This is a genomic window from Ekhidna sp., assembly GCF_965221965.1.
Lineage (GTDB): Bacteria > Bacteroidota > Bacteroidia > Cytophagales > Cyclobacteriaceae > Ekhidna.
Genome location: NZ_OZ244926.1, coordinates 1,509,026 through 1,528,883 on the forward strand (window position 1 = coordinate 1,509,026; position 19,858 = coordinate 1,528,883).

Sequence of the window (19,858 nt, forward strand, 5' to 3'; positions counted from 1 at the left end):
ATGGCAGATCAGCAATTGGATAACAGGGAAGGAGTGATTGGTTTTTTTGCGAGAAACTCTGTGATCGCAAACCTCATGATGATATTGCTTTTGGCAGGAGGCATCTGGACCATGTTTACGATTCAGAAGGAGGTATTGCCCCAGTTTCAGTTGGACATTGTTGAAGTGAGTGTTACGTATCCGGGAGCCTCACCCAACGAAGTAGAAGAAGGCATTTTACTCCCTGTGGAAGAGGCCATTAGAGGAGTACAGGGAATCAAAGAAGTAACATCAACCGCACGAGAAGGATCAGGCCAGATTTCTGTAGAGTTGGTGGTCGGTACGAATCGAATGAAGGCATTCCAGGACATTGATCAGGCGGTCAATCGTATTCAAACGTTTCCTGACGATATCGAACAGCCAAGAGTCAGTCTCCAGGCTATTCAGCGGGATGTCATGGAAATAGGTCTTTTCGGGGATGTGGATATATGGACGCTTAGGACCATAGCGGAACAACTTAGAAATATCTTACTAAGCAATGACGGAATCACACAGGTAGAGATTGGAAATGTTCCTGACTTTGTCACCCATGTTGAAATACCCGGAGATAAGCTTCTCGAGTATAACATCACCTTGGGGCAAGTGGCCGATATCATCCGTCAATCCAGCTTGGATGTACCAGCCGGAGCGATCGAAACAGAGGCAGGAGAGATCAACCTGAGGATGCAGGAGCGTAAAATATGGGCCAAACAATTCGCAAATATTGATATCATATCATCACAGTCCGGAGCGACTGTTAAACTCGGTGATATTGCTACCATCACTGATGGATTCGAAGAGGAGGGTTTTCACGGACAATTTAATCAGCAAAACTCTGTAGAACTTGAAATTTTCCGGATTGGGGATCAGTCCCCATTGGAAATTGAATCAATTGTCAAGGAGATACTGGCTGATTATGAGCCACTTTTACCACCTGGTGTCAAGGTGCGGATCAGTGGTAATCGGGCAGATGATTATCGTGAGCGTCTTTCACTCCTTACAGAGAACGGACTCATGGCAATTGTCATTGTGCTTTTCATCCTTACCTTATTCCTCGAGTATCGTTTGGCATTCTGGGTAATGATGGGAATGACTATTTCATTTATCGGAGGGATCATATTCCTGCCTGTGATCGATATTAGTGTAAACATGATTTCCATGTTTGGATTCCTAGTAGTACTGGGTATTGTCGTGGATGATGCGATAGTTGTGGGAGAGAATATTTATGAATATCGTCAGAAGGGATATAAGTTCATAGATGCTGCGATAGCCGGGACTAAGGACGTCTCTCGTCCGGTAATATTTAGTATTCTTACAACCATTGTTGCTTTCATGCCATTGCTATTCATGCCCGGCACTACAGGAAAGTACTGGTGGCCACTTCCGGCAGTGGTGATAGTGGTACTGGCTGTTTCGCTTTTTGAAGCCTTATTCATTCTTCCCTCGCATGTGGCTCACAAGCCCAAAAAGAACCCATTGAACATTGTTAGGAAGCTGGAATGGGTACAGGGAAAGGTTGCGAAGGTTTTTAATGCTTTTATAGATAGGCTTTATCGACCATTCTTATCTACTTGTTTATCAAATAGATATATCACGTTAACTGCAGCTTTGGCGCTACTATTTGTGATCGGTGGATATGGCTATAGCGGTCATATGGGAATGGTGCTGATGCCGGAAGATGCCGCAGATGAAATTGAGGCTGGCGTTAGGCTACCGGTTGGTACAACCACAGATCAGGCATCAGCCATTGCAGAACAAATTACCACCTCTACCATTGCGATGTTTGAAAAGCATGATCTCTATAAGGTCGCCGAAGGTGTAAAAACCAATGTGAGAGGAAAGAGCTTTATCGATGTGGAAGTGGTCATGAAACCACCTGACCAGCGTGATATGACAGCCAGGCAGTTTATTCAATTGTGGCGTGACAATATCGGAGAGATCGAAGGAGTTGATCAGATCACGTTTGAAGCCGAGAGAGGGCCCGGTGGCTGGCAGCAGGACATTAGCGTGGATTTGAGTCACCCGGACATCAATGTGCTTGAAAGAGCCAGTCAAGCCTTTCTGGATCGAATGGAGCCATACAAGGAGACCAAAGACCTCAATGACAACTACAATAAGGGGAAGCTTCAATTTGGTTTTGAACTATTGCCTGAAGCGAGAAGCCTTGGGTTAACCCCCGGTTACGTCGGTCAGCAGATCCGGGATGCATTTTTTGGTGCTTTGGCCATACGTCAATTGAGAGGGATTAATGAGACCGAAATACGAGTGAAGCTGCCTGAGTATGAAAGAAAGGATTTGAACAACCTGGAAGATTTTGTCATTCAGACCCCCAACGGTGCAATTGTTCCGCTAAGCGATGTAGTTAAAGTCTATCAGGGTGAAACGTTTACGAGCATCAACCGCCGGGATGGAAAAAGAGTGATCAATGTGGGAATGGACGTGGAGCCTGACAATGCACAGACGCGAGTACTGGCATCCATTAAAGAAGATGTGCTTCCTCAGCTACGTGCAGACTTTCCCGGTCTAACCTGGACATTCGAGGGAAGCCAGGCCGAAATGCGAGAATCAACTCAGGCACTTTGGAGTGGATTTGCACTGGCGATGCTAATCATATATGCGCTTTTAGCGATTGCTCTAAACAATTATGCCCAGCCGATCATTGTCATGTTTGCCATTCCTTTCGGAATCGTGGGTGCAGTAATCGGACATATTTTGCTAGGATATGATCTTTCTTTAGTTAGTCTGATGGGAGTGATTGCATTATCCGGAGTTGTAGTCAACGACTCATTGATAATGATAGATTTCGCAAACAAGAACAGGGGGGATGTACCAGCATTTGATTCGATCCTACACGCCGGGGTTCGAAGATTCCGTCCGATCGTTTTGACTACTTTAACAACGTTTGGAGGGCTTACACCGATCATATTGGAAACGTCCCGTCAAGCTCGTCAATTAATTCCCATGGCTATTTCACTTGGTTTTGGAATTGTGTTTGCAACAGCTATTATTCTGGTTATCGTGCCCTGTCTCTATATGATCATGGATGATGTTTTGAAAGCCATTGACAAGAACCCTTTGCCTGAAGTGGAAGAGAAAGAGCTTCAAACAGCATAGAGACCTTGGTTATTCCTGCGTAACTTTAGGTTATGAAGAGGTGTGTGCCCATTTTTTTGGCAGCAATGATGTTTGGTTGTACAGCTGTTAATCAAGGTGAGAATACTGAGCGGTCATTCAAACTTAATTTTAAGAATTGCACTCCTGAATTAGGCTTAGCGTCAATTAAACTTTCATTGGACAGAAGTTATAGAAAAGATGAAATCATTGATATTCATGGTTATTGTGAATACCGATTTTTTCACCCGAACGGGTTAATTATTTACTTTTCATCAAATGTCTACTCAGGCTCCACACTAAACCTAAAGAATAGGTTAGATATGAATATGGATACCTACTCAAACAATCGATCCATATCGGATACTGTCAGAAATTCAGGGCAGGAGAATGACGGAACTTATTGGATGGAGTGGGTTCGTGGAAACTTTGTTGCTGGATTTATTAACTGTGTTGATACAACCGCCGCAACCAAAATTCTCACAGATATTGAAGTAGAGAGCATCAACTAATATCTGGCTGAAACAGGTAAGGGGATGGTGTGAGGGATACCATCTACAACCAATGCTCGCATACCATTTTTTAGTTCTTCCCTGAGTTTTTTTCCTAATTCAGTTCTAATGATGTTTTCATGATATAGCGCTCTTACCTCTCGTGCCGGTATCACTATGCCATATACTTTCACCAGTCTATCATCCAAAAGACCATAATTGGCATCATAGGCATGAGATAGTTCATGAGCCAATTTTATCAGTTTGTGTTTCGGTCCCCATCTTATTTCTGCCCCGCTACCTATTTGATCAAATGGTGCATAGTCAACGATATTCTGGTTGCGTTCCATCACCTGAAAAGCATACGCATTGTTGTTCAATATACCGAGTCTGTTGTTTGGAATAGGCACTACCATGTAGCTGCCAATACAGTTGACAATGGAGATAGTGAATTTGTTCTCTGATTCCTGCAGTGTTTGCATAATCTTTCGTGCGTATGCTGATTTCTTATATAGCTTGTTCAGCACTTTCACTGTCCTTCTTAAGCGTTTGTCAGCTTTCGCTCGCGATACTTCAATAAGCGCACATTTCGACTCATCCATTCTGTAAATATGTTGATCGCGATACTTGAATAATTGATTGTTTAGCTTAATCCAGAGCCCCTTTTCCGTGATTGAAATTGATTTGCCTACATATGATTTGGCACGCAGTATCTGAGCCGTACGCCCTAGCGGACTTGACGCATCGAAGGCGTACTTGTTTTTATTTGATGATGTTTCTGCATCACTAAAACCTGTCCATAATGAATCTATGGGGGCCTTGTATTGCCCCAAACAGGTTAAAGATAAACACCAAATCATCACCGGAAGCCATACTCTATGAATCCGGGAGTTAGTCATTAGTAGTCCTTTTTTATTCGAGTTTTGATTGTTAAGAGAACGGAAAGCGTCTATCGGTAGCTGAATATTCCCAATAAAATGACCTCAACTTGTAAAAAAGAGTGCGTTTTATTGCTATTGAAGAATTTTCACCGACAATTATTTGGTGTTTATCAAAATACCCAAATTAGGGTATTTCAGTTAGCGGAACAATGGCGTAACTTAATTAACCATTAAGAACCATGTATATCACTAACTCACATTCTATGAACTCACAACAGGTTATCACTAAACTCCTAGTTCAAATGATTCTCCAGGAAGCTTTGAAGAATCGGGAGGAAACAAAAATCTTTATGCCATCATCGTTTGCCCATCGCCTGGAAAAGGATTTGGGAATCAAAACGTATAAGGACATCCAATTCGGTGGATACCGGGTAGTGTGTGGTCCTTTTCATGAACTACTGGCGTATAACAAAGTAAGAAATGTGCAGCTGATCATGAATACAAGGGGAGATATTATCGAGCGGCCAAATTAGCTCTCACTTATCTCGTAGCTGATCGCTTTAATAATCATTTCGCGAGGCTCCTTTCCGAGCTGAAGTATTGCTTCTTCGTTTATTTTTTTGCCCGTGATAGCCTTGGCAATCGGAGCAGTAAAAGCAATTTTTTGCTCTTTCACATTAGCCTCATCTACACCTACTATCTGAAATGTCTGCTCCCTGTTTTCTTTCTTAAAGAGCAGTGTGACTTTGGCGCCAAATCGGACTTCACCCTTTTCATTGTCAGATATTTCCAATAGTCGCGACGAACTTATTCGTTCTTCCAGCAAGGCCAGCTTTCCTTTAGCCAATTGCATTTTATATCGCTTATCCTTCCCGTCCTCGATGCTATGAATGTCCTCTATCTCTGATAGTAGATTTTCTCTTTCTTTCTGAAGTAGGATCAACCCTTTTGTAGTGACATAATTACTTGTGCCTGGGGGTAGGGGTGCTCTTGGAGGAATGATAGGAGCTTCTTCCTGGTTATCTTCATTGACAAATGCTCTGCTCATAGGCTCAAATGTATATATCCACTGGATTACGAGGGCTACTGAAACATATTCAGAACAAGAATATGGATTAATGAGTTTTTTAAAGTAAAGCAAATCACATGAGTGAAGAGGAAATTAAGCATGCTATCAAAGATATTCCTGTTGGAGCTAAGCTACAGCTGATAAAAAGTAATGGAGACATTATAGAAGTCCGCTTAAGTAGTCATGATGTGAGCGGAACAGAAGAAAAAGACTATGGAGAACTTGTTGTGCCTGCATTGCCACCAGCTATCACCGTTCAGGGAGGTTCCAGGTTTGGTAGCTTTCGTATTGAAGCACAAGAAATTGTAAAAATTGCCTGGATAGATGAATGATCTAGGCGTTGCTCTTTTGGTATTGATCGTTGGCGTGATATTCAATGAATTTGAATGGGAGATCCAATAGGTCACTATAGTCCTCACCAGCTTCATACATATCCTCATCGTCTTCATCATAGTACCACCGAACCATCACTTTCTTTCCTTTACTATCGAGCTTCTTGATTTCTTTCAGAATATCATAAATGCATTTGGAAGAGCTGGTATTAAAATATTCCATTTTGATCCTTACGTCCACTTTATCGCCTTGCATTTGCTTGGAAATGGTCTCTATGATTGGCTCATAGAATTGCATGGAATTCTCAGGACTGGATCTTCCGTACATTTTAAAGACTCCTCGGGCCGGATCTAGCAATATTGCTGGTGTTGTTCGTGTTGGTTGGATTTTAATTGGCTCCATTTGGTTTTTGTTGGTAGATAAAAAAACAAAATTTCATCCAGAAACAAAAAGGGAATTAGGTGAGCGGTTCAATTTGTTCGTTTAATTCTGAAATCGCTCGGTGACATCCTTATAGGTACAGAATACATGTCTGATTGTACCTTCATTGTTTAAGATCGGATGAGTATTCACCTCAAGCCAAACTTTATCCTTCAGCGGACGTGACACGCCCATGATCACATTTAATTTCGGCTTGTAGTTGGTGATTGCTTCGATGATGGGAAAGTTATACGTTTCAAACTTGCTTCCATCCTCATGTGAGATTTTCCAATAAGGATCCATCGCACTGTTGCCCAGAAATTGTTCTTTAGAGAGGCCAAGTAAATGATATGCAGCCTTATTACAATCGATAGGCTGGGCGTTAGCATTGTAGACGCCCACACCTATACTCATCCCATCAATTAACTGATGAAAATCCTTTTCACCGGATTGATACGCATGGTTGAGTTCATTGATATCCAGGTGTTCATCCATACCAGAGCAATTTAATATAGATACGCGTTTTGTTGAGTATCCGTTTTGCCCGGAGATTAAATAAAGAAAAACAGCTGGTAAATAATCTAATTCAATTTCAAATGATGGATGTGTTCATCAATCAAATCAATTCTGTTAGTAATGTTCTCTACATACTTAGCCAACTCTTGCTCTATCTTTTCTACTTTCTTATAAAATTTAGAGCCACTCTGCGTTCCATACTCCTCACTTGCTTCATTGTATAGTGCACATTCCTCACTTAGAAAGGTTTTGAAATTGGGGGTTGTATATTCAGTTTCAACTGTCAGAATTTCATCAAGTGTTGCTTTTGCTTCCTTATCATTGGTGCCTGCATATTTCTCGCTCACCACTTGATAAAGCACTGTGTCATAGTGATGAATTTTATCCAGCAATTCGATGGTTTCATTTCTATAGAAATCTGATGTGCAGTAATATTTCAAGCCGGTGTATTTACCCAACTCACCCGCACGTTTGTCCCACTTCACTGTGAGGTCATCAATGATTTTTACAATGTCTTCGTCCTGAGCTTGTGTGAAAAAGGCTGTAGTAAAAAAGAAGATAAAAAATAATCGCTTCATGGTTATGGTTAAAGTTTTTTTAAAGTTATGTCGTTAATGGTCTAATTAGAAACATGAATTGGACGATTAGTCGTGAGATATAGGGGATAGACCGAAAATCAGTTTTTTATTGATATACACGAGGGATGATATGGCATTCTATTACCTTTAGTTACCTTTAATCCAAAAGATAACTAAACGAATGAGTGATTCTAATAGCAGCGGTAAAGCCGGAGTAGTCATTGTAATCATAGTCATTGTACTGGGTGGCCTGGCAGCTGCATGGTATTTTGGTATGTATAAGCCCGAACAGGAAGCCAAAGAGCAGGCTCGCCTGGAGCAAATTGCAGAAGCAGAAGCTGAGAAAAAAAGGCAACAACAAGAGGCACAGAAAAAAGGCAGGTATGACCAACTGATCGTAGATGCAGATGCAGCTTTTGAACAGGAGAACTGGGAGTCCGCACGGTCGCTGTACTCCGATGCATCTTCACTCTATCCGGGTCAGCCATACCCTCAGGATCAATTGTCAATCGTGAATGCCAAGCTCGATGAAATAGCTGAGAGGGAGGCCAGAAGAGCAGCAGGAGTGGTGGAAACCGTTTCATCACCGACCGGACGTTTCTATGTGATTATATCAAGTAGTGTCGACGAGGATCTGGCAATGGACTATGCTAAAAAGCTAGCTAAAGAAGGGACAAGCGTAAAGATTGTGCAGCATAACTTCAATGACTTGCCTTTCCATGGAGTGTCCGTTGGAGATTATGACACCTGGGATCAGGCAGTCAACAACTCCGAGTCATTAGGAAACACTTACGGAAAAAAGGCGTGGGTTCTGAAGTATTAGTTTGTTTTAAACTAGACTTTAAGCCTCCACAGCCATCTTCTTCTCCAGATACTCATCAAAAGTCATCAGCTTATCGATGATGCCATTTGGTGTAAGCTCAATGATTCGGTTGGCCACCGTCTGGGTGAACTCATGGTCATGACTGGTAAAGAGTACCGTGCCGGGAAAATCTCTCAACGCGTTATTAAAAGCAGTAATTGATTCCAGGTCCAGATGGTTGGTTGGTTCATCCAGCATCAACAGGTTGGCTCCCTTGAGCATCATCCTGGAAATCATGCATCGTACTTTTTCGCCTCCGGATAACACATTCGCTTTCTTAAAGGTCTCTTCACCGGAGAAAAGCATCTTACCGAGGAAACCACGAATGTATACGTCATCAGCCTCACCTTCGGCATATTGTCTCAGCCAATCGATCAGGTTTAACTGAGAATCGAAATAGGCCGAGTTTTCATTTGGTAAATAGGCAGACGTAATAGTCTGACCAAACTTGAATGACCCTGCATCAGCAGATAATTCTCCATTTAAGATCTTAAAGAAAGCCGTGATGGCATTTGCATCCTCAGCCAGCACAGCGATTTTATCTCCCTTGTTTACAAACAGGTTAATATCTGAAAAGAGTGTTTCTTCTCCCTGAGACTTAGCCAGTCCTTTGATTTCCAGAATCTGATCACCGGCTGTTCTGTTTTGAGTAAATATGATGGCAGGGTATTTCCGGCTTGATGGCTGGATGTCTTCCACATTGATTTTGTCCAGCAACTTCCTGCGACTGGTTGCCTGCTTTGACTTGGAAGCATTGGCACTGAATCGAGCAATGAATTCCTGCAGTTCTTTTTTCTTCTCTTCCGCCTTTTTATTGGCAGATGCACGCTGCTGCAATGCCAGCTGGCTGGACTGATACCAAAATGTGTAGTTTCCGGTAAAGAGCTTGATCTGACTGAAATCAATATCCGCGATATGAGTACATACCGTATCCAGGAAGTGCCTGTCGTGCGATACCACGATGACCGTATTCTTAAATTCGAGTAGAAAGTCTTCCAGCCATGAAATGGTCTGAATATCCAGGTCGTTGGTAGGCTCATCCAGAATTAGGAGATCCGGATTTCCGAAAAGGGCCTGGGCCAGAAGCACACGGACTTTCTCCGATCCGTCCAGCTCTTTCACCAGCTTGTAGTGATCACTTTCTTTGATTCCCAAACCACTCAGGAGGGAAGCAGCATCAGATTCAGCGTTCCAGCCATCCATTTCAGCAAATTCCGCTTCCAGCTCAGAAGCTCGTACCCCATCAGCTTCAGAGAAATCCTCTTTCATGTAAATGGCATCCTTCTCCTGTATTACACGCCATAAGTCTGAGTGACCCATCATCACGGTATTGATGACCGATACTTCGTCATACTCATGATGATTCTGCTTCAATACAGCCATTCGCTTACCGGGATCCAGAGCGACCGAGCCCGTATTCGGATCAATTTCTCCCGAAAGGATCTTTAGAAATGTGGATTTACCGGCTCCATTGGCGCCTATTACCCCATAACAGTTACCCTGCGTGAACTTGATGTTGACGTCATCAAAAAGAACCCGCTTCCCGTACCGTAGCGAAATATTGCTTGCTGTAATCATACCCTCTGTGTTTTCGAGGCGCAAAAGTACGGAAGTTCCAGCTTGAAAACTAAGGTGAGTTCCATGTTTGTGGTTAGAGTACTTCAGGGCGGAATGTAACTTTCAGAATGATCACTTAAACAATCTTGAAATTGATGACTTTAAGTGTCTTGGTTACTTCAGTTTCGAAATAACCGATATAAGTTATGCCTTGCTTGAAGTAATGATCTTTTTATGGTGTAAAGGTTGACAATATTTTTACTCATATTGGTTAAAAGCTTTTCCTGCCAAACATCACTCCATTTTAATTGTAAATCAAAATGAACTTGGCCATTTTCAATTTTCATTGATGACCTGAATGCACGATCTCCATATAGCTGTTTCGCATTGTAAGGTTTCCTTCCTTTCTCAGTTACTTCACTATATCCGAATTCCCTGTGCATGAGATTTCCTTTTTTCTCAAACAGAAAATTCAAGGCTTGTCCAACATCGATAAGGTATTTGCGAGTAAGTTTTTGGTGTAAATGATAAACCCAATATACCGATATGGATCCAGCTACGAAGAGATAAACGGGTGGCTTTTGTTTACCGGAAAGAGCTCGGTGCTTTTGGATAACAGTCTGCATGATAAGTTCTCTGTCTAAGGATGCTTTACTTCCGTGAATCTCAATGTGATGATAATCTGAAAGGTTGGCGAGCTGATCAAAATTTTTATAATGTGCGGGTCCTACAAGTACAATAGGGTGATCTTTTATGGCTTTAAATAAGTTCCAAATGCTATTATTATAGGCGTACAGTTTCCATATCATTGCATCGAAAAACGGATAACCATCAGGCAAAAGAAGTTTGATAACGTTCTGTCTGTCTGCGAAACGTAATTTGTAATAATTAAGGTTATCCTTTGCGGGTAGCAGTTTGAAGAAACACTTATTTGGTAGAGCGAAACTTTTGATTGAGTAGGGCGGAGGTGATTCCGGGAAAAAGTATGTATCACTGACACCAAACATAAAATCAGAATCTGTTCCATCCAGGTTTTTCAAAATGGCTATCAACTCTTCATATAAGAGTGGATCATAATGCAACCCTTCAGTTATTCTTTTAGCTTCTGACATAGCACGGGATAATTTTCGCACGTATCCTGTGTCATTTATTCTAATTATTCTCAACTCTGGCTCCAAAATCCACGCAGCTATAACACTATCCCATAGCCCATGCATTTGCCTGGTGAATGAGAAATACTTATTCTCTTTTATTTTTTGAATAAAAAAATCGAGTGGAGGTCGGTAAACCTGAATGTCAGATTGGTTGCAAAGCGGTGTTGTGCTTAGCTTGTGCATGCCTAATCCGGAAAAGATTTTATCTTATCAATGACATATGTTACTTCTTCGTCAGTTAATCGGGGATGTAATGGGATATTCAATCCTACTTCATTGAGTTTTTCTGAATTAGGCAATTTGCCAGAACTCTTGAAGACCCTATTTAAGTGTAGTGGATGATATCGAAGGGTTGTGTAGATTTTATTTTCAAGTAGGTAATTCGCTAGTTGATCACGCTTTGGTGTTTGTGTAAAGTATGTGAAATAACTATGTTTTTCATGTGCTTCGGCATTCCCGGGACGAGTAATCCAATCTACATCATGGAAAGCTTCCTGATAAATATCCCAAATCGCTTTTCTCCTCTTTTGATTTTCATTTAACCTGGAAAGCTGCACCAGACCTAAACTTGCCTCTACGTCAGTCGGTAGCATTTTTATGAAAGGATCGCCTATATCATACTCCCACCACCTTCCGTGACTCTCCTGACTTGCTTGCTGAAAACCTGACTTACCAATTCCACAATAGCGCATTTTCCTTGCTATTTCCAGTTTTTCCGGATCATTGGCAATGATACCTCCGCCTTCACCCATAGCCAGATTTTTGATTGAATCAAAGCTAAATACTCCTATATCCCCCAAAGTACCGCATGCCTTTCCATGATACATTGAATCCACGGCATGAGCTGTGTCCTCAATGACCGGAATTCCAAGCTCCAAAATAGGATCAATGTTCACTGGCTTACCAGCATAGTGAACTACCATGATGGCTTTGGTTTTTTTGGTTATATGAGGTACAATAGTTTCAATACTTACATTTTGTGTATCTATCTCCACGTCACAAAATACGGGGTGATGACCAGCCATCAGAATAGCTTGTGCACATGAAACCCATGTAAATGAAGGGATTATGATTTCAGATTGAGGCGGCAGATCCAATAGCTTTACGGCCATGAAGAGCGCATTGGAACCTGAATCTACCAGCACAAAATCATTTTGATCCAAATGGTCAGCAAATTTCTTTTCAAATTCCTTAACATACTTTCCAATTCCTACCCATTGATCCTTAATAGGTTTAATGACTGCCTCTACTTCTGCATCATTAAAGTTGCTTCCAAATACGGATATCATAATTCTTTAACCACTTTGGCTGGAGCGCCCATTGCCAAAACATTTTCGGGGATGTCTTTGGTGACTAATGCTCCAGCTGCTACCACACTATTTTTCCCGATTTTCTTACCATCCAAAATCAATGCGCCCATTCCCAGGGTTACATTATCTTCAATATCGCAATGTCCAGCTACATGGACCCCCGGATTAACTGTACAAAAGGATCCAATTTTAGTGTGATGCCCGATGCTAGCATTGCGATTAATAGTTGTGAAGTTGCCAATCATAGCATGAGGACCAACTGTTGTCAACGGGTTTATCTGAATCCCATTGCCCATACGCACAGTGTTGGCTACTACTGAATTTGGATGTATTAGATTAATAAACTGTTCTTCTGCTATATCGTGTTTTCCTGTAAAGAATTTATACACCGCTTTTTTAGTTTCACTTTTATATACACCTAAAAACAAATGCTCTGCAAGTCCTTTCACTTCTTCAGCTCCTGCAATTTCATAAGTCATATTTTTTATCTCAAATGAACGATCCAGCGCATGGTTGGTGTTTTTGATGATTCTCAGGTTAGTCTTTTTCAATTCTTCGTGGTTCCAGATGAGCTCGAAAATCATACTTAAAGCATCTGCACTTGCTCCGAGTAAATCGATTCTATTTGGTTCAATCATTATCTTCTAATTACTCAGTAGGGTAGATGTTTTTAAAACAGGTAGTTTCTAAACTTGACACTTTATTATTTCCATTCAATTGCAAATATTGCAAATATGTTGATTTCGAATTCGAAAAATTTATTCCTTAAAAGTACCTATGAATTGCAACGTCTACGCCTATTTCTTTTTCATAAGAATGACATGAAAATCTTCTGTGTCGGCAGGAATAAGACAGGTACAACAAGTCTCGCTAAATTATTCAAAAACCTGAACATACCTGTTGCTTCTCAAAGGCCTGCTGAATTATTATTTGATGATTGGAAGAACCATGATTTTTCTCGTTTGACTAAAATGGTGAAATATGGAGGAGTGGTCTTTCAGGATGTTCCATTTAGCCTTCCCAATACATACCAGGTACTTTATGAAGCCTATCCTTCCAGCAAATTCATTTTAACAGTTAGAGATTCACCTGAAGAATGGTATACCTCATTAACATCTTATCATTCCAAGGTTTTTAATAACGGAAAACTACCTGATAAACAGGCTTTGCAAAACGCAAATTATGTGTATAAAGGATGGATGTGGAAAATGTTTAGTCATATCTATAAAACACCTGATCATGATCTTTACAATGAAAAGGTCTTAAAAAATCATTATTCTGATCATAATAATGAAATAATTGACTTCTTCAGTGACAAACCCGGAAAGCTGCTAGTTGTTAACCTCAAAGATGAGGATGCTGCCAATCGAATATCAAGATTCCTTGGACTTAAAAAGAAAATTGAAAAAATACCCTGGGAGAACAAAACATAATTATTGATTCCTCCACTTGTTATAAAATCCCATTCCTCCGAATGTCTCTGGAGACATAATAGGTCGACCTGAAATGTTTGCAATTTCATGAATGCGCTTGATAAGGTCAATATTTGTGGCTAGCGTAGACTTATTGCTATCAAACCATATGTTATCTTCAAGACCAACTCTTACACCTCCACCGGCGGCAATGGCAATTGTGTTGATTTTAAGTTGATCTAGCCCGATTCCTGCCAGTGCCCAGAGACTCTCCTCAGGTAAGTCTCTGATCATTAAACCTAAGTAAGAGAGATCCGCTTGAGCAGTGGCGACATTCCCACACAATATATTATAGTAATAGGGTGCCTTTAATAGCTTTTTCTTAATGAGATATTTTGAATAATTAATCATCCCGGCATCAAAACATTCTAGCTCAGGATGAACTCCGTGTTTGTCCATCTGTTCAATTAAGCCGATGATTACTTCCGGCGAATTCTGGCTGGCTTGCCTGGAGAAATTAAGTGAGCTTAAAGTAAGAGAGCCCATGTCCGGCTTCAGTTGCAACACCTCCGCTCTCATTTCTACTTCCTGAACTTTACGACCGCTTAATGAAGCACTGATGACCAGATTGGGGCAATGCTTTCTCACACCTTCGAATATGTCACGGTATACGGATACTTTGTGAGTAGGGGTTCCATCAATTTCTCTTGCATGTAAGTGTGCAATCGTGATTCCCATTTCGTATGCCTCATGGGTCTGCTCAATGATCTCTGCAGGCTGGATGGGAACATGGGGAGTCACATCTTTTTGAGGAACCATCCCTGTTGGTGCAAAATTGATGATAATTGGATTATTTGAATCCATTGTTAATTATTGAAATTTATAACCGCTCATACTTTGAGCAAGGATAATATGATTTTATAAACCGTACCTTATGGTCTGATGATATTCAAATCAGATTAATAACTTTTTGTTTCTGCCTCTTTTTTATCAAATGATAAGAGTTTACATTTACTAAAAATATTAGTAAAATGAATGTTTCAAGAAAAAGTGAAGGAATAAACGAGGAAGAGTGGATCAAAAGAGTAGAGGAGCATTACGTTCAACGACAGACATTGTTTCCACTGGAATATAAACAGCTAAAGCGGCTGTTTGACCAGGACTACAGCATCGAAGAGGCGTTGCTAAAAGATCTGACGAAGAGACATATGTATGCATTTATGGAGCTGCATGTAAAACATGAATTGGGTGCTTATAGTACCACTTTCCGCACAGACAATGAGGCAAGGGAGTTTTTTAAAAAGTTTCCGGAGATCCGAAAGGAATTGACTTTGTAGGTAGAGACCATCCAAAATCGGTCAACTTTGAACAACTCCTACTATGGCGCTTTTGTGATATACCATACTAGAAAAGCCCAGTGGCGGGTTTCTATTTTTATTTTTCTGGCAATCTTATCGAACATAGTTCTACAATGAGTTAAATGCGCTACATTTGCAACACCCAATATAGATGGGTACAATAATTTAGTTAATACGCTGCTCCACGCAGTAGGTAGTGCCTTCAAGTAGTAATTTCCCTTAAAGAATTTCTTCCTGTCGTTTCCGCTGAGTTGATTAGATGCAAATCATAATCAAACGTTTTTTCTTCATTATTGAAGTAATCGATGGTTCATCTGTTTTACTTCGTCGTAAAGGAGGTGACTGTCAAAAAAATAATAGTTAACAATACAATAAAATTAAAATGCAAGAAGGAACGGTAAAGTTTTTCAACAGCGAAAAAGGGTTTGGGTTTATTACGCCAACCAATTCTAAAAAAGATGTTTTTGTTCACATGAGTGGACTTATCCATGAGATCATGGAAAATGACAAGGTAGCCTTTGAAGTAGAAGAAGGTAAAAAAGGTCTCAACGCCATCAATGTTGAGCGAATCGACTAAGAAATTAATTAATAAGAACAAGATAAATAGCAATACAATGCAAGAAGGAAAAGTTAAGTTTTTCAATCATGGTAAAGGATATGGATTCATTACGCCTGATTCAGGTGAAGATGTATTCGTACACGTAAACGGATTGATTGACGAAATCAAGGAAAACGATCGCGTTCAGTTCGAAACTGAGCAAGGCAAGAAAGGCCTTAATGCGGTAAACGTAGAGGTGATCGACTAAGACACATCATCGCTCATAGAGCGAATACTTTAAAGGGTGACTTTGCATAGCAGGGTCACCTTTTTTTATGAAGGACTTTCTTCACCTTTTTATTGTGCAATCCGGCCTTTTGGTTTGGTGAGCAACTGCCCCGTTCGGTAGGCGAATGAAAGGGCTGCCGGGATTTCCGCCTCCGCTTCAATCACCGCCGCTCTCGCTTTCTGTATTTCGGCCATCATCTCCTGCGCCTCAGCTACCGCCATTGCTCTGCGTTCTTCAGCTTTTGCATTGGCGATCTCCAAATCTGCAGCTGCCTGATCGATCTGAAGCTTTGCCCCGATGTTTTTACCGATATTGATGTCGGCGATATCGATGGAGAGAATTTCATAAGCCGTACCCGCATCCAGGCCACCCGCCAGTACCCGCTTGGAAATGGCTTCCGGCTGCTCCAGCACCAGCTTGTAGGTAGGGGATTCCCCCATGCATGAAATAATACCCTGACCCACTCGTGCCTTGATCGTTTCTTCACCAGCACCACCCACCAGCTGCTGGATATTGGTTCGCACCGTCACCCGTGCCTCCGCAATGAGCTGAATGCCATCTACAGTTACTCCTGTAATGGAGGGGACGATGATCATGTATGGGGTAACAGATATTTGCACTGCTTCCAGTACATCCCTGCCAGCCAGGTCAATGGCTGTAGCTTGCTTAAATGTCATTTGTAGGTTGGCTTTATCAGCCACGATCAGCGCTTTGATCACCTTGGTCAGATTACCACCGGCCAGGTAATGCGTTTCCAGCAATTGCGAGTTGATGTTTTGAATGCCTGCTTTGGTTGCCAGTATCAATGAATTGACAATGAGTGGGGGCGGCACCTTCCTGAAACGCATAAACACCAGGTCCAACAGGTTGACTTGTACGCCTGAGAAAACCGCTGTAATCCATAAGTTAATCGGGAAGATGTATAACACCAGCCAGAGGCCGGCGAGTACTGCACCCGAAATAATTAGTAATTGTACCTCCATAAAATCGGGACAGTTAAGAATTGAAGGCGGAAGCTACGCTATTTCTACGCTTTAGCATTGGAATGTGAAAAAAATAATTTGGTTTCGCTAAAAAGAAATGCTTCATCAAGAAGCAATGGGAAAAACCGTCTTATAATGAAGTGCATCGGGGAGTATGATATTCCATTACTCCCAAGTCACTCCCGAAGGGAGTCTATGGTATCTTAATTACAATCTCTCCCTCTGGAGGGAGTTGGAGGGAGGATGTGAGAACTCATTGCTTTTATTGTGCTGTCAGGTTTTTTCACCTGACATTGTTAAAAACAGCATTATAGTTGTATAGTAAATCATTCATTAAGTGCATTAATGATATTTTATGTATGGTATATCGTGCATAAAATAATTTATTCCTTTCGAAACTTTGTATGATAAATCATTCGTTATACCTTTATAGTAGATTTATTGAATGATATGTCATACACGAATTGGTATTCGATGAGTGATAAAGCGCTATCAGAAACGATAGGCGCTTTCATCAAACAGCATCGCTTAGAGCAAAACAGAACTCAGAATGAGGTTGCTGAGAATGCGGGAATTAGTCGCTCTACTTTGAGTCTATTGGAAAAAGGCGAGACCGTAACTGTTCCTACATTGATTCAAGTGTTGCGGGTGTTGGAGCTCCTCCATATTATGGACAGTTTTAAGATCCATGAACAGATCAGCCCATTACAACTGGCTAAGCTCGAAAAAGAAAAGAGACTCAGGGCAAGAAGTAAGAAAGAATCGAACGAAAATCCTGAAAGCCAATGGTAAGGACGGCCGAAATAAAGATTTGGGATGAGCTCGTAGGTGCAGTGGCATGGGATGAAAGCCGTCAGCTGGGCAGCTTTGAATATGACCCCTCCTTTGCCAGAAAAGGGTGGGATATCGCTCCCCTCAAAATGCCCATTTCGGAAACTCGTCGGATCTATACTTTTCCGGAGCTTCGAAGACCAAAAGATAGTGAATACGACACCTTCAAGGGATTGCCGGGTCTTTTGGCAGATGTGTTGCCGGATAAATACGGAAATCGCCTAATCAATTCCTGGCTTGCCCAACATGGAAGAGCCAAAGACAGCATGAATTCGGTGGAGCAGCTGTGTTTCATCGGGACCAGAGGGATGGGTGCGCTGACATTTGAGCCATCCACATTTACCTCAGATAAGAACTCGTTCAATGTGGAGATAGAGAGTCTGGTCGGTATTGCCAGAAAAATGCTCTCTGATAGAGAGGAGTTCAGTACCGACTTATCAAAAGATGAGGAAAAGGCCATGAGAGAGATTCTGAAAATTGGAACCTCAGCTGGTGGAGCTCGCCCAAAAGCCTTGATTGCCTACAATCAAAAAACGGGCGATGTTCGTTCCGGTCAAACAAAAGTACCTAAGGACTATGAGCATTGGTTGATCAAGCTGGATGGAGTAAGTGATGAACAGTTCGGAGAAAGTTCAGGATACGGAAGAATCGAGTATGCCTATCATAAAATGGCGATTGAGGCGGGAATAGATATGATGCCATGTGAATTACTTATAGAAAATGGCAGGGCACATTTTATGACAAAACGTTTTGATCGGGAAAATGGAAATATCCGCCATCATATTCAAACCTGGTGTGCCATGAACCACTTCGATTTCAATGAAGTTACCAGCTTTAGCTACGAGCAGTTGTTTCAAACCATGAGGGAGCTAAGACTTCCTTACCCGGCAGCAGAAGAATTGTTTCGTAGAATGGTTTTCAATGTCATCGCTAAAAACTGTGATGATCACTCCAAAAACTTTGCTTTTAGATTGAAAAAGGGAGAGAAGTGGGAATTGAGTCCGGCATATGATGTCTGTCATGCATATCGTCCGGATAGTATTTGGGTAAGCCAACATGCCCTGAGCATAAATGGTAAACGTAAAAACATCAAAAGATCAGATCTGGAACTAGTGGCTAAATCTATGAACATCAAAAAGGCTTCATCAATCATTGATCACATCAATGGAGTGGTCAAACGGTGGCCGGAGTTTGCGGATGATCAAAAAGTCAAACCCCAAAAGCGGGATGAAATCAATTCAACACTAAATACGTACTGACTGCTTTACTCTTTGAGCGGTCCGACGTTTCAGGGGCTAGGGGGTGACAGAGCGAGAATGACCTCACTCCGATCCCCAAGGGGAGCTGTTTCTCCAACCAGTAAGTCATTCCCGAAGGGAATCTTTGGTTTTGGAAGGAAAGATATTATTATGATTCATAGACTCCCTTCGGGAGTGACATCTATTATTAATGTTGGTGAATGACCACACCCCAACCGAACCGTCGGACCGCTCTTGAGAAGAGAGGGGAGTGTTTCGCCGTTCCGGCGATTGGGGAAGGAAGCATTTCATCGTCGAAGACAGTGGATGATCTAAAAAGGCATTAAATCATGAGCGTAAAAAAAATGAATCAAGGCTATCTATCTGCAAAACCACTGCTTGAGCCGACGCAGGAGGCGAGCCTGCCTGCCGGTAGGCAGGGTTTGGTTTTGCATACGTGGACAATTCATTTTTTTAGTGAATGATTTACAGCCTTGATTTTTTGAATACTTTTTGATCAAGCAAAAAGTATTGGCCTCTCTGGCCTGAAGAGTTGGTAAGATAAAAACCGTAAGGCCTTTGAAAGAAGGTTGATGAATGACCTCATCTGGTGGATAGCCTGGTCTTAAATATTATGAGATTCCTGAACTCCACTATGTTGCGTCAGGAATGAGTTCTTATAGGATATGCCTGGCCTTGTGCCGGGATCTTCCGTCATGGAGAGTCCTGGACTGTCTGCCGAACAGGGAGAAATAAATCCGGGAGCTACTTGCGTCACAGAAATCAATTTCCCTCATGAACGGTCCGACGATTCGAGCGGTCCGACGATTCGGCTAGGGGGTGACGGAGCGTGAATGACCTCACCCCCGACCCCTCTCCACATTGGAGAGGGGAGTGTTTCGCCGTTCC

Annotated in this window: 22 protein-coding genes; 11 read left to right on the plus strand and 11 right to left on the minus strand. The window is 41.7% G+C overall.

Annotation, left to right across the window (positions count from 1 at the left end; translation table 11 throughout):
* Both ACOQON_RS07365 and ACOQON_RS07370 read left to right on the plus strand, forming a co-directional pair.
* Positions 1-3,132 (plus strand): efflux RND transporter permease subunit, encoded by a 3,132-nt coding sequence (locus tag ACOQON_RS07365; RefSeq protein ID WP_420578281.1) that lies wholly within the window; start codon positions 1-3, stop codon positions 3,130-3,132.
* Positions 3,133-3,164: 32 nt separating this feature from the next.
* A complete protein-coding gene (locus ACOQON_RS07370) occupies positions 3,165-3,641 on the plus strand; it encodes a hypothetical protein (RefSeq protein WP_420578282.1) in 477 nt (158 codons plus the stop codon).
* Here the strand turns inward: ACOQON_RS07370 and ACOQON_RS07375 are convergent.
* Complete coding sequence (locus tag ACOQON_RS07375; RefSeq protein WP_420578283.1) at positions 3,638-4,453, minus strand: hypothetical protein; 816 nt, start codon at positions 4,451-4,453, stop codon at positions 3,638-3,640. The two genes, ACOQON_RS07370 and ACOQON_RS07375, sit on opposite strands and share 4 nt — an antisense overlap.
* Before the next feature lie 311 nt (positions 4,454-4,764).
* Between ACOQON_RS07375 and ACOQON_RS07380 the strand changes: the two genes are divergently transcribed.
* Complete coding sequence (locus ACOQON_RS07380) at positions 4,765-5,034, plus strand: hypothetical protein (RefSeq protein ID WP_420578284.1); 270 nt, start codon at positions 4,765-4,767, stop codon at positions 5,032-5,034.
* On the opposite strand, the gene ACOQON_RS07385 is transcribed toward ACOQON_RS07380, so the two are convergent.
* Positions 5,031-5,549: a GreA/GreB family elongation factor gene (locus ACOQON_RS07385; RefSeq protein WP_420578285.1), complete on the minus strand. Its 519-nt coding sequence runs from the start codon at positions 5,547-5,549 to the stop codon at positions 5,031-5,033. The genes ACOQON_RS07380 and ACOQON_RS07385 overlap by 4 nt on opposite strands.
* A gap of 98 nt (positions 5,550-5,647) precedes the next feature.
* Between ACOQON_RS07385 and ACOQON_RS07390 the strand changes: the two genes are divergently transcribed.
* Positions 5,648-5,902, plus strand: a complete 255-nt coding sequence (locus tag ACOQON_RS07390) for a hypothetical protein (protein WP_420578286.1) — start codon at positions 5,648-5,650, stop codon at positions 5,900-5,902.
* A gap of 1 nt (position 5,903) precedes the next feature.
* Here the strand turns inward: ACOQON_RS07390 and ACOQON_RS07395 are convergent, their stop codons facing one another.
* From ACOQON_RS07395 to ACOQON_RS07405, 3 genes are all read right to left on the minus strand, one after another.
* The gene (locus ACOQON_RS07395) at positions 5,904-6,305 is read right to left on the minus strand and encodes a DUF1987 domain-containing protein (protein WP_420578287.1); all 402 of its coding nucleotides are present in this window, start codon (positions 6,303-6,305) and stop codon (positions 5,904-5,906) included.
* An 81-nt stretch (positions 6,306-6,386) separates the two neighbouring features.
* The gene (locus ACOQON_RS07400) at positions 6,387-6,818 is read right to left on the minus strand and encodes a PAS domain-containing protein (protein WP_420578288.1); all 432 of its coding nucleotides are present in this window, start codon (positions 6,816-6,818) and stop codon (positions 6,387-6,389) included.
* 86 nt (positions 6,819-6,904) lie between these two features.
* A complete protein-coding gene (locus ACOQON_RS07405; protein WP_420578289.1) occupies positions 6,905-7,417 on the minus strand; it encodes a hypothetical protein in 513 nt (170 codons plus the stop codon).
* 181 nt (positions 7,418-7,598) lie between these two features.
* Here ACOQON_RS07405 and ACOQON_RS07410 point away from each other — a divergent pair, with 181 nt between their 5' ends.
* Positions 7,599-8,240, plus strand: coding sequence for an SPOR domain-containing protein (locus tag ACOQON_RS07410; protein WP_420578290.1), 642 nt, complete (start codon positions 7,599-7,601; stop codon positions 8,238-8,240).
* A gap of 18 nt (positions 8,241-8,258) precedes the next feature.
* Here the strand turns inward: ACOQON_RS07410 and ACOQON_RS07415 are convergent, their stop codons facing one another.
* The 4 genes from ACOQON_RS07415 to ACOQON_RS07430 all read right to left on the minus strand — a co-directional run bounded on the left by ACOQON_RS07415 (position 8,259) and on the right by ACOQON_RS07430 (position 12,938).
* The gene (locus tag ACOQON_RS07415) at positions 8,259-9,857 is read right to left on the minus strand and encodes an ABC-F family ATP-binding cassette domain-containing protein (RefSeq protein WP_420578291.1); all 1,599 of its coding nucleotides are present in this window, start codon (positions 9,855-9,857) and stop codon (positions 8,259-8,261) included.
* Positions 9,858-10,015: 158 nt separating this feature from the next.
* The gene (locus ACOQON_RS07420) at positions 10,016-11,173 is read right to left on the minus strand and encodes a hypothetical protein (RefSeq protein WP_420578292.1); all 1,158 of its coding nucleotides are present in this window, start codon (positions 11,171-11,173) and stop codon (positions 10,016-10,018) included.
* A gap of 2 nt (positions 11,174-11,175) precedes the next feature.
* Positions 11,176-12,279 carry a DegT/DnrJ/EryC1/StrS family aminotransferase gene (locus ACOQON_RS07425; RefSeq protein WP_420578293.1) on the minus strand — a complete coding sequence of 368 codons (1,104 nt, stop codon included), beginning with the start codon at positions 12,277-12,279 and terminating at the stop codon, positions 11,176-11,178.
* The gene (locus ACOQON_RS07430) at positions 12,276-12,938 is read right to left on the minus strand and encodes an acetyltransferase (protein ID WP_420578294.1); all 663 of its coding nucleotides are present in this window, start codon (positions 12,936-12,938) and stop codon (positions 12,276-12,278) included. Before ACOQON_RS07430 ends, ACOQON_RS07425 begins: the two co-directional genes overlap by 4 nt.
* Before the next feature lie 183 nt (positions 12,939-13,121).
* On the opposite strand from ACOQON_RS07430, the gene ACOQON_RS07435 reads away from it, so the two are divergent.
* Entirely contained in the window at positions 13,122-13,733 is a 612-nt protein-coding gene (locus ACOQON_RS07435) for a sulfotransferase (protein ID WP_420578295.1), read from the plus strand.
* Here ACOQON_RS07435 and ACOQON_RS07440 read toward each other — a convergent pair whose 3' ends face one another.
* The gene (locus ACOQON_RS07440; RefSeq protein WP_420578296.1) at positions 13,734-14,576 is read right to left on the minus strand and encodes a 3-keto-5-aminohexanoate cleavage protein; all 843 of its coding nucleotides are present in this window, start codon (positions 14,574-14,576) and stop codon (positions 13,734-13,736) included.
* 167 nt (positions 14,577-14,743) lie between these two features.
* Between ACOQON_RS07440 and ACOQON_RS07445 the strand changes: the two genes are divergently transcribed.
* The 3 genes from ACOQON_RS07445 to ACOQON_RS07455 all read left to right on the plus strand — a co-directional run bounded on the left by ACOQON_RS07445 (position 14,744) and on the right by ACOQON_RS07455 (position 15,876).
* Entirely contained in the window at positions 14,744-15,049 is a 306-nt protein-coding gene (locus tag ACOQON_RS07445) for a hypothetical protein (protein WP_420578297.1), read from the plus strand.
* Between the two features lie 403 nt (positions 15,050-15,452).
* Positions 15,453-15,647 carry a cold-shock protein gene (locus ACOQON_RS07450; protein ID WP_420578298.1) on the plus strand — a complete coding sequence of 65 codons (195 nt, stop codon included), beginning with the start codon at positions 15,453-15,455 and terminating at the stop codon, positions 15,645-15,647.
* 37 nt (positions 15,648-15,684) lie between these two features.
* Positions 15,685-15,876: a cold-shock protein gene (locus tag ACOQON_RS07455; RefSeq protein WP_420578299.1), complete on the plus strand. Its 192-nt coding sequence runs from the start codon at positions 15,685-15,687 to the stop codon at positions 15,874-15,876.
* Positions 15,877-15,965: 89 nt separating this feature from the next.
* Here the strand turns inward: ACOQON_RS07455 and floA are convergent, their stop codons facing one another.
* Positions 15,966-16,880, minus strand: a complete 915-nt coding sequence (gene floA, locus ACOQON_RS07460) for a flotillin-like protein FloA (RefSeq protein ID WP_420578300.1) — start codon at positions 16,878-16,880, stop codon at positions 15,966-15,968.
* A 450-nt stretch (positions 16,881-17,330) separates the two neighbouring features.
* Between floA and ACOQON_RS07465 the strand changes: the two genes are divergently transcribed.
* A complete protein-coding gene (locus ACOQON_RS07465) occupies positions 17,331-17,672 on the plus strand; it encodes a helix-turn-helix domain-containing protein (protein WP_420578301.1) in 342 nt (113 codons plus the stop codon).
* Complete coding sequence (locus tag ACOQON_RS07470) at positions 17,666-18,970, plus strand: type II toxin-antitoxin system HipA family toxin (protein ID WP_420578302.1); 1,305 nt, start codon at positions 17,666-17,668, stop codon at positions 18,968-18,970. Before ACOQON_RS07465 ends, ACOQON_RS07470 begins: the two co-directional genes overlap by 7 nt.
* Positions 18,971-19,858 lie beyond the last annotated feature (888 nt).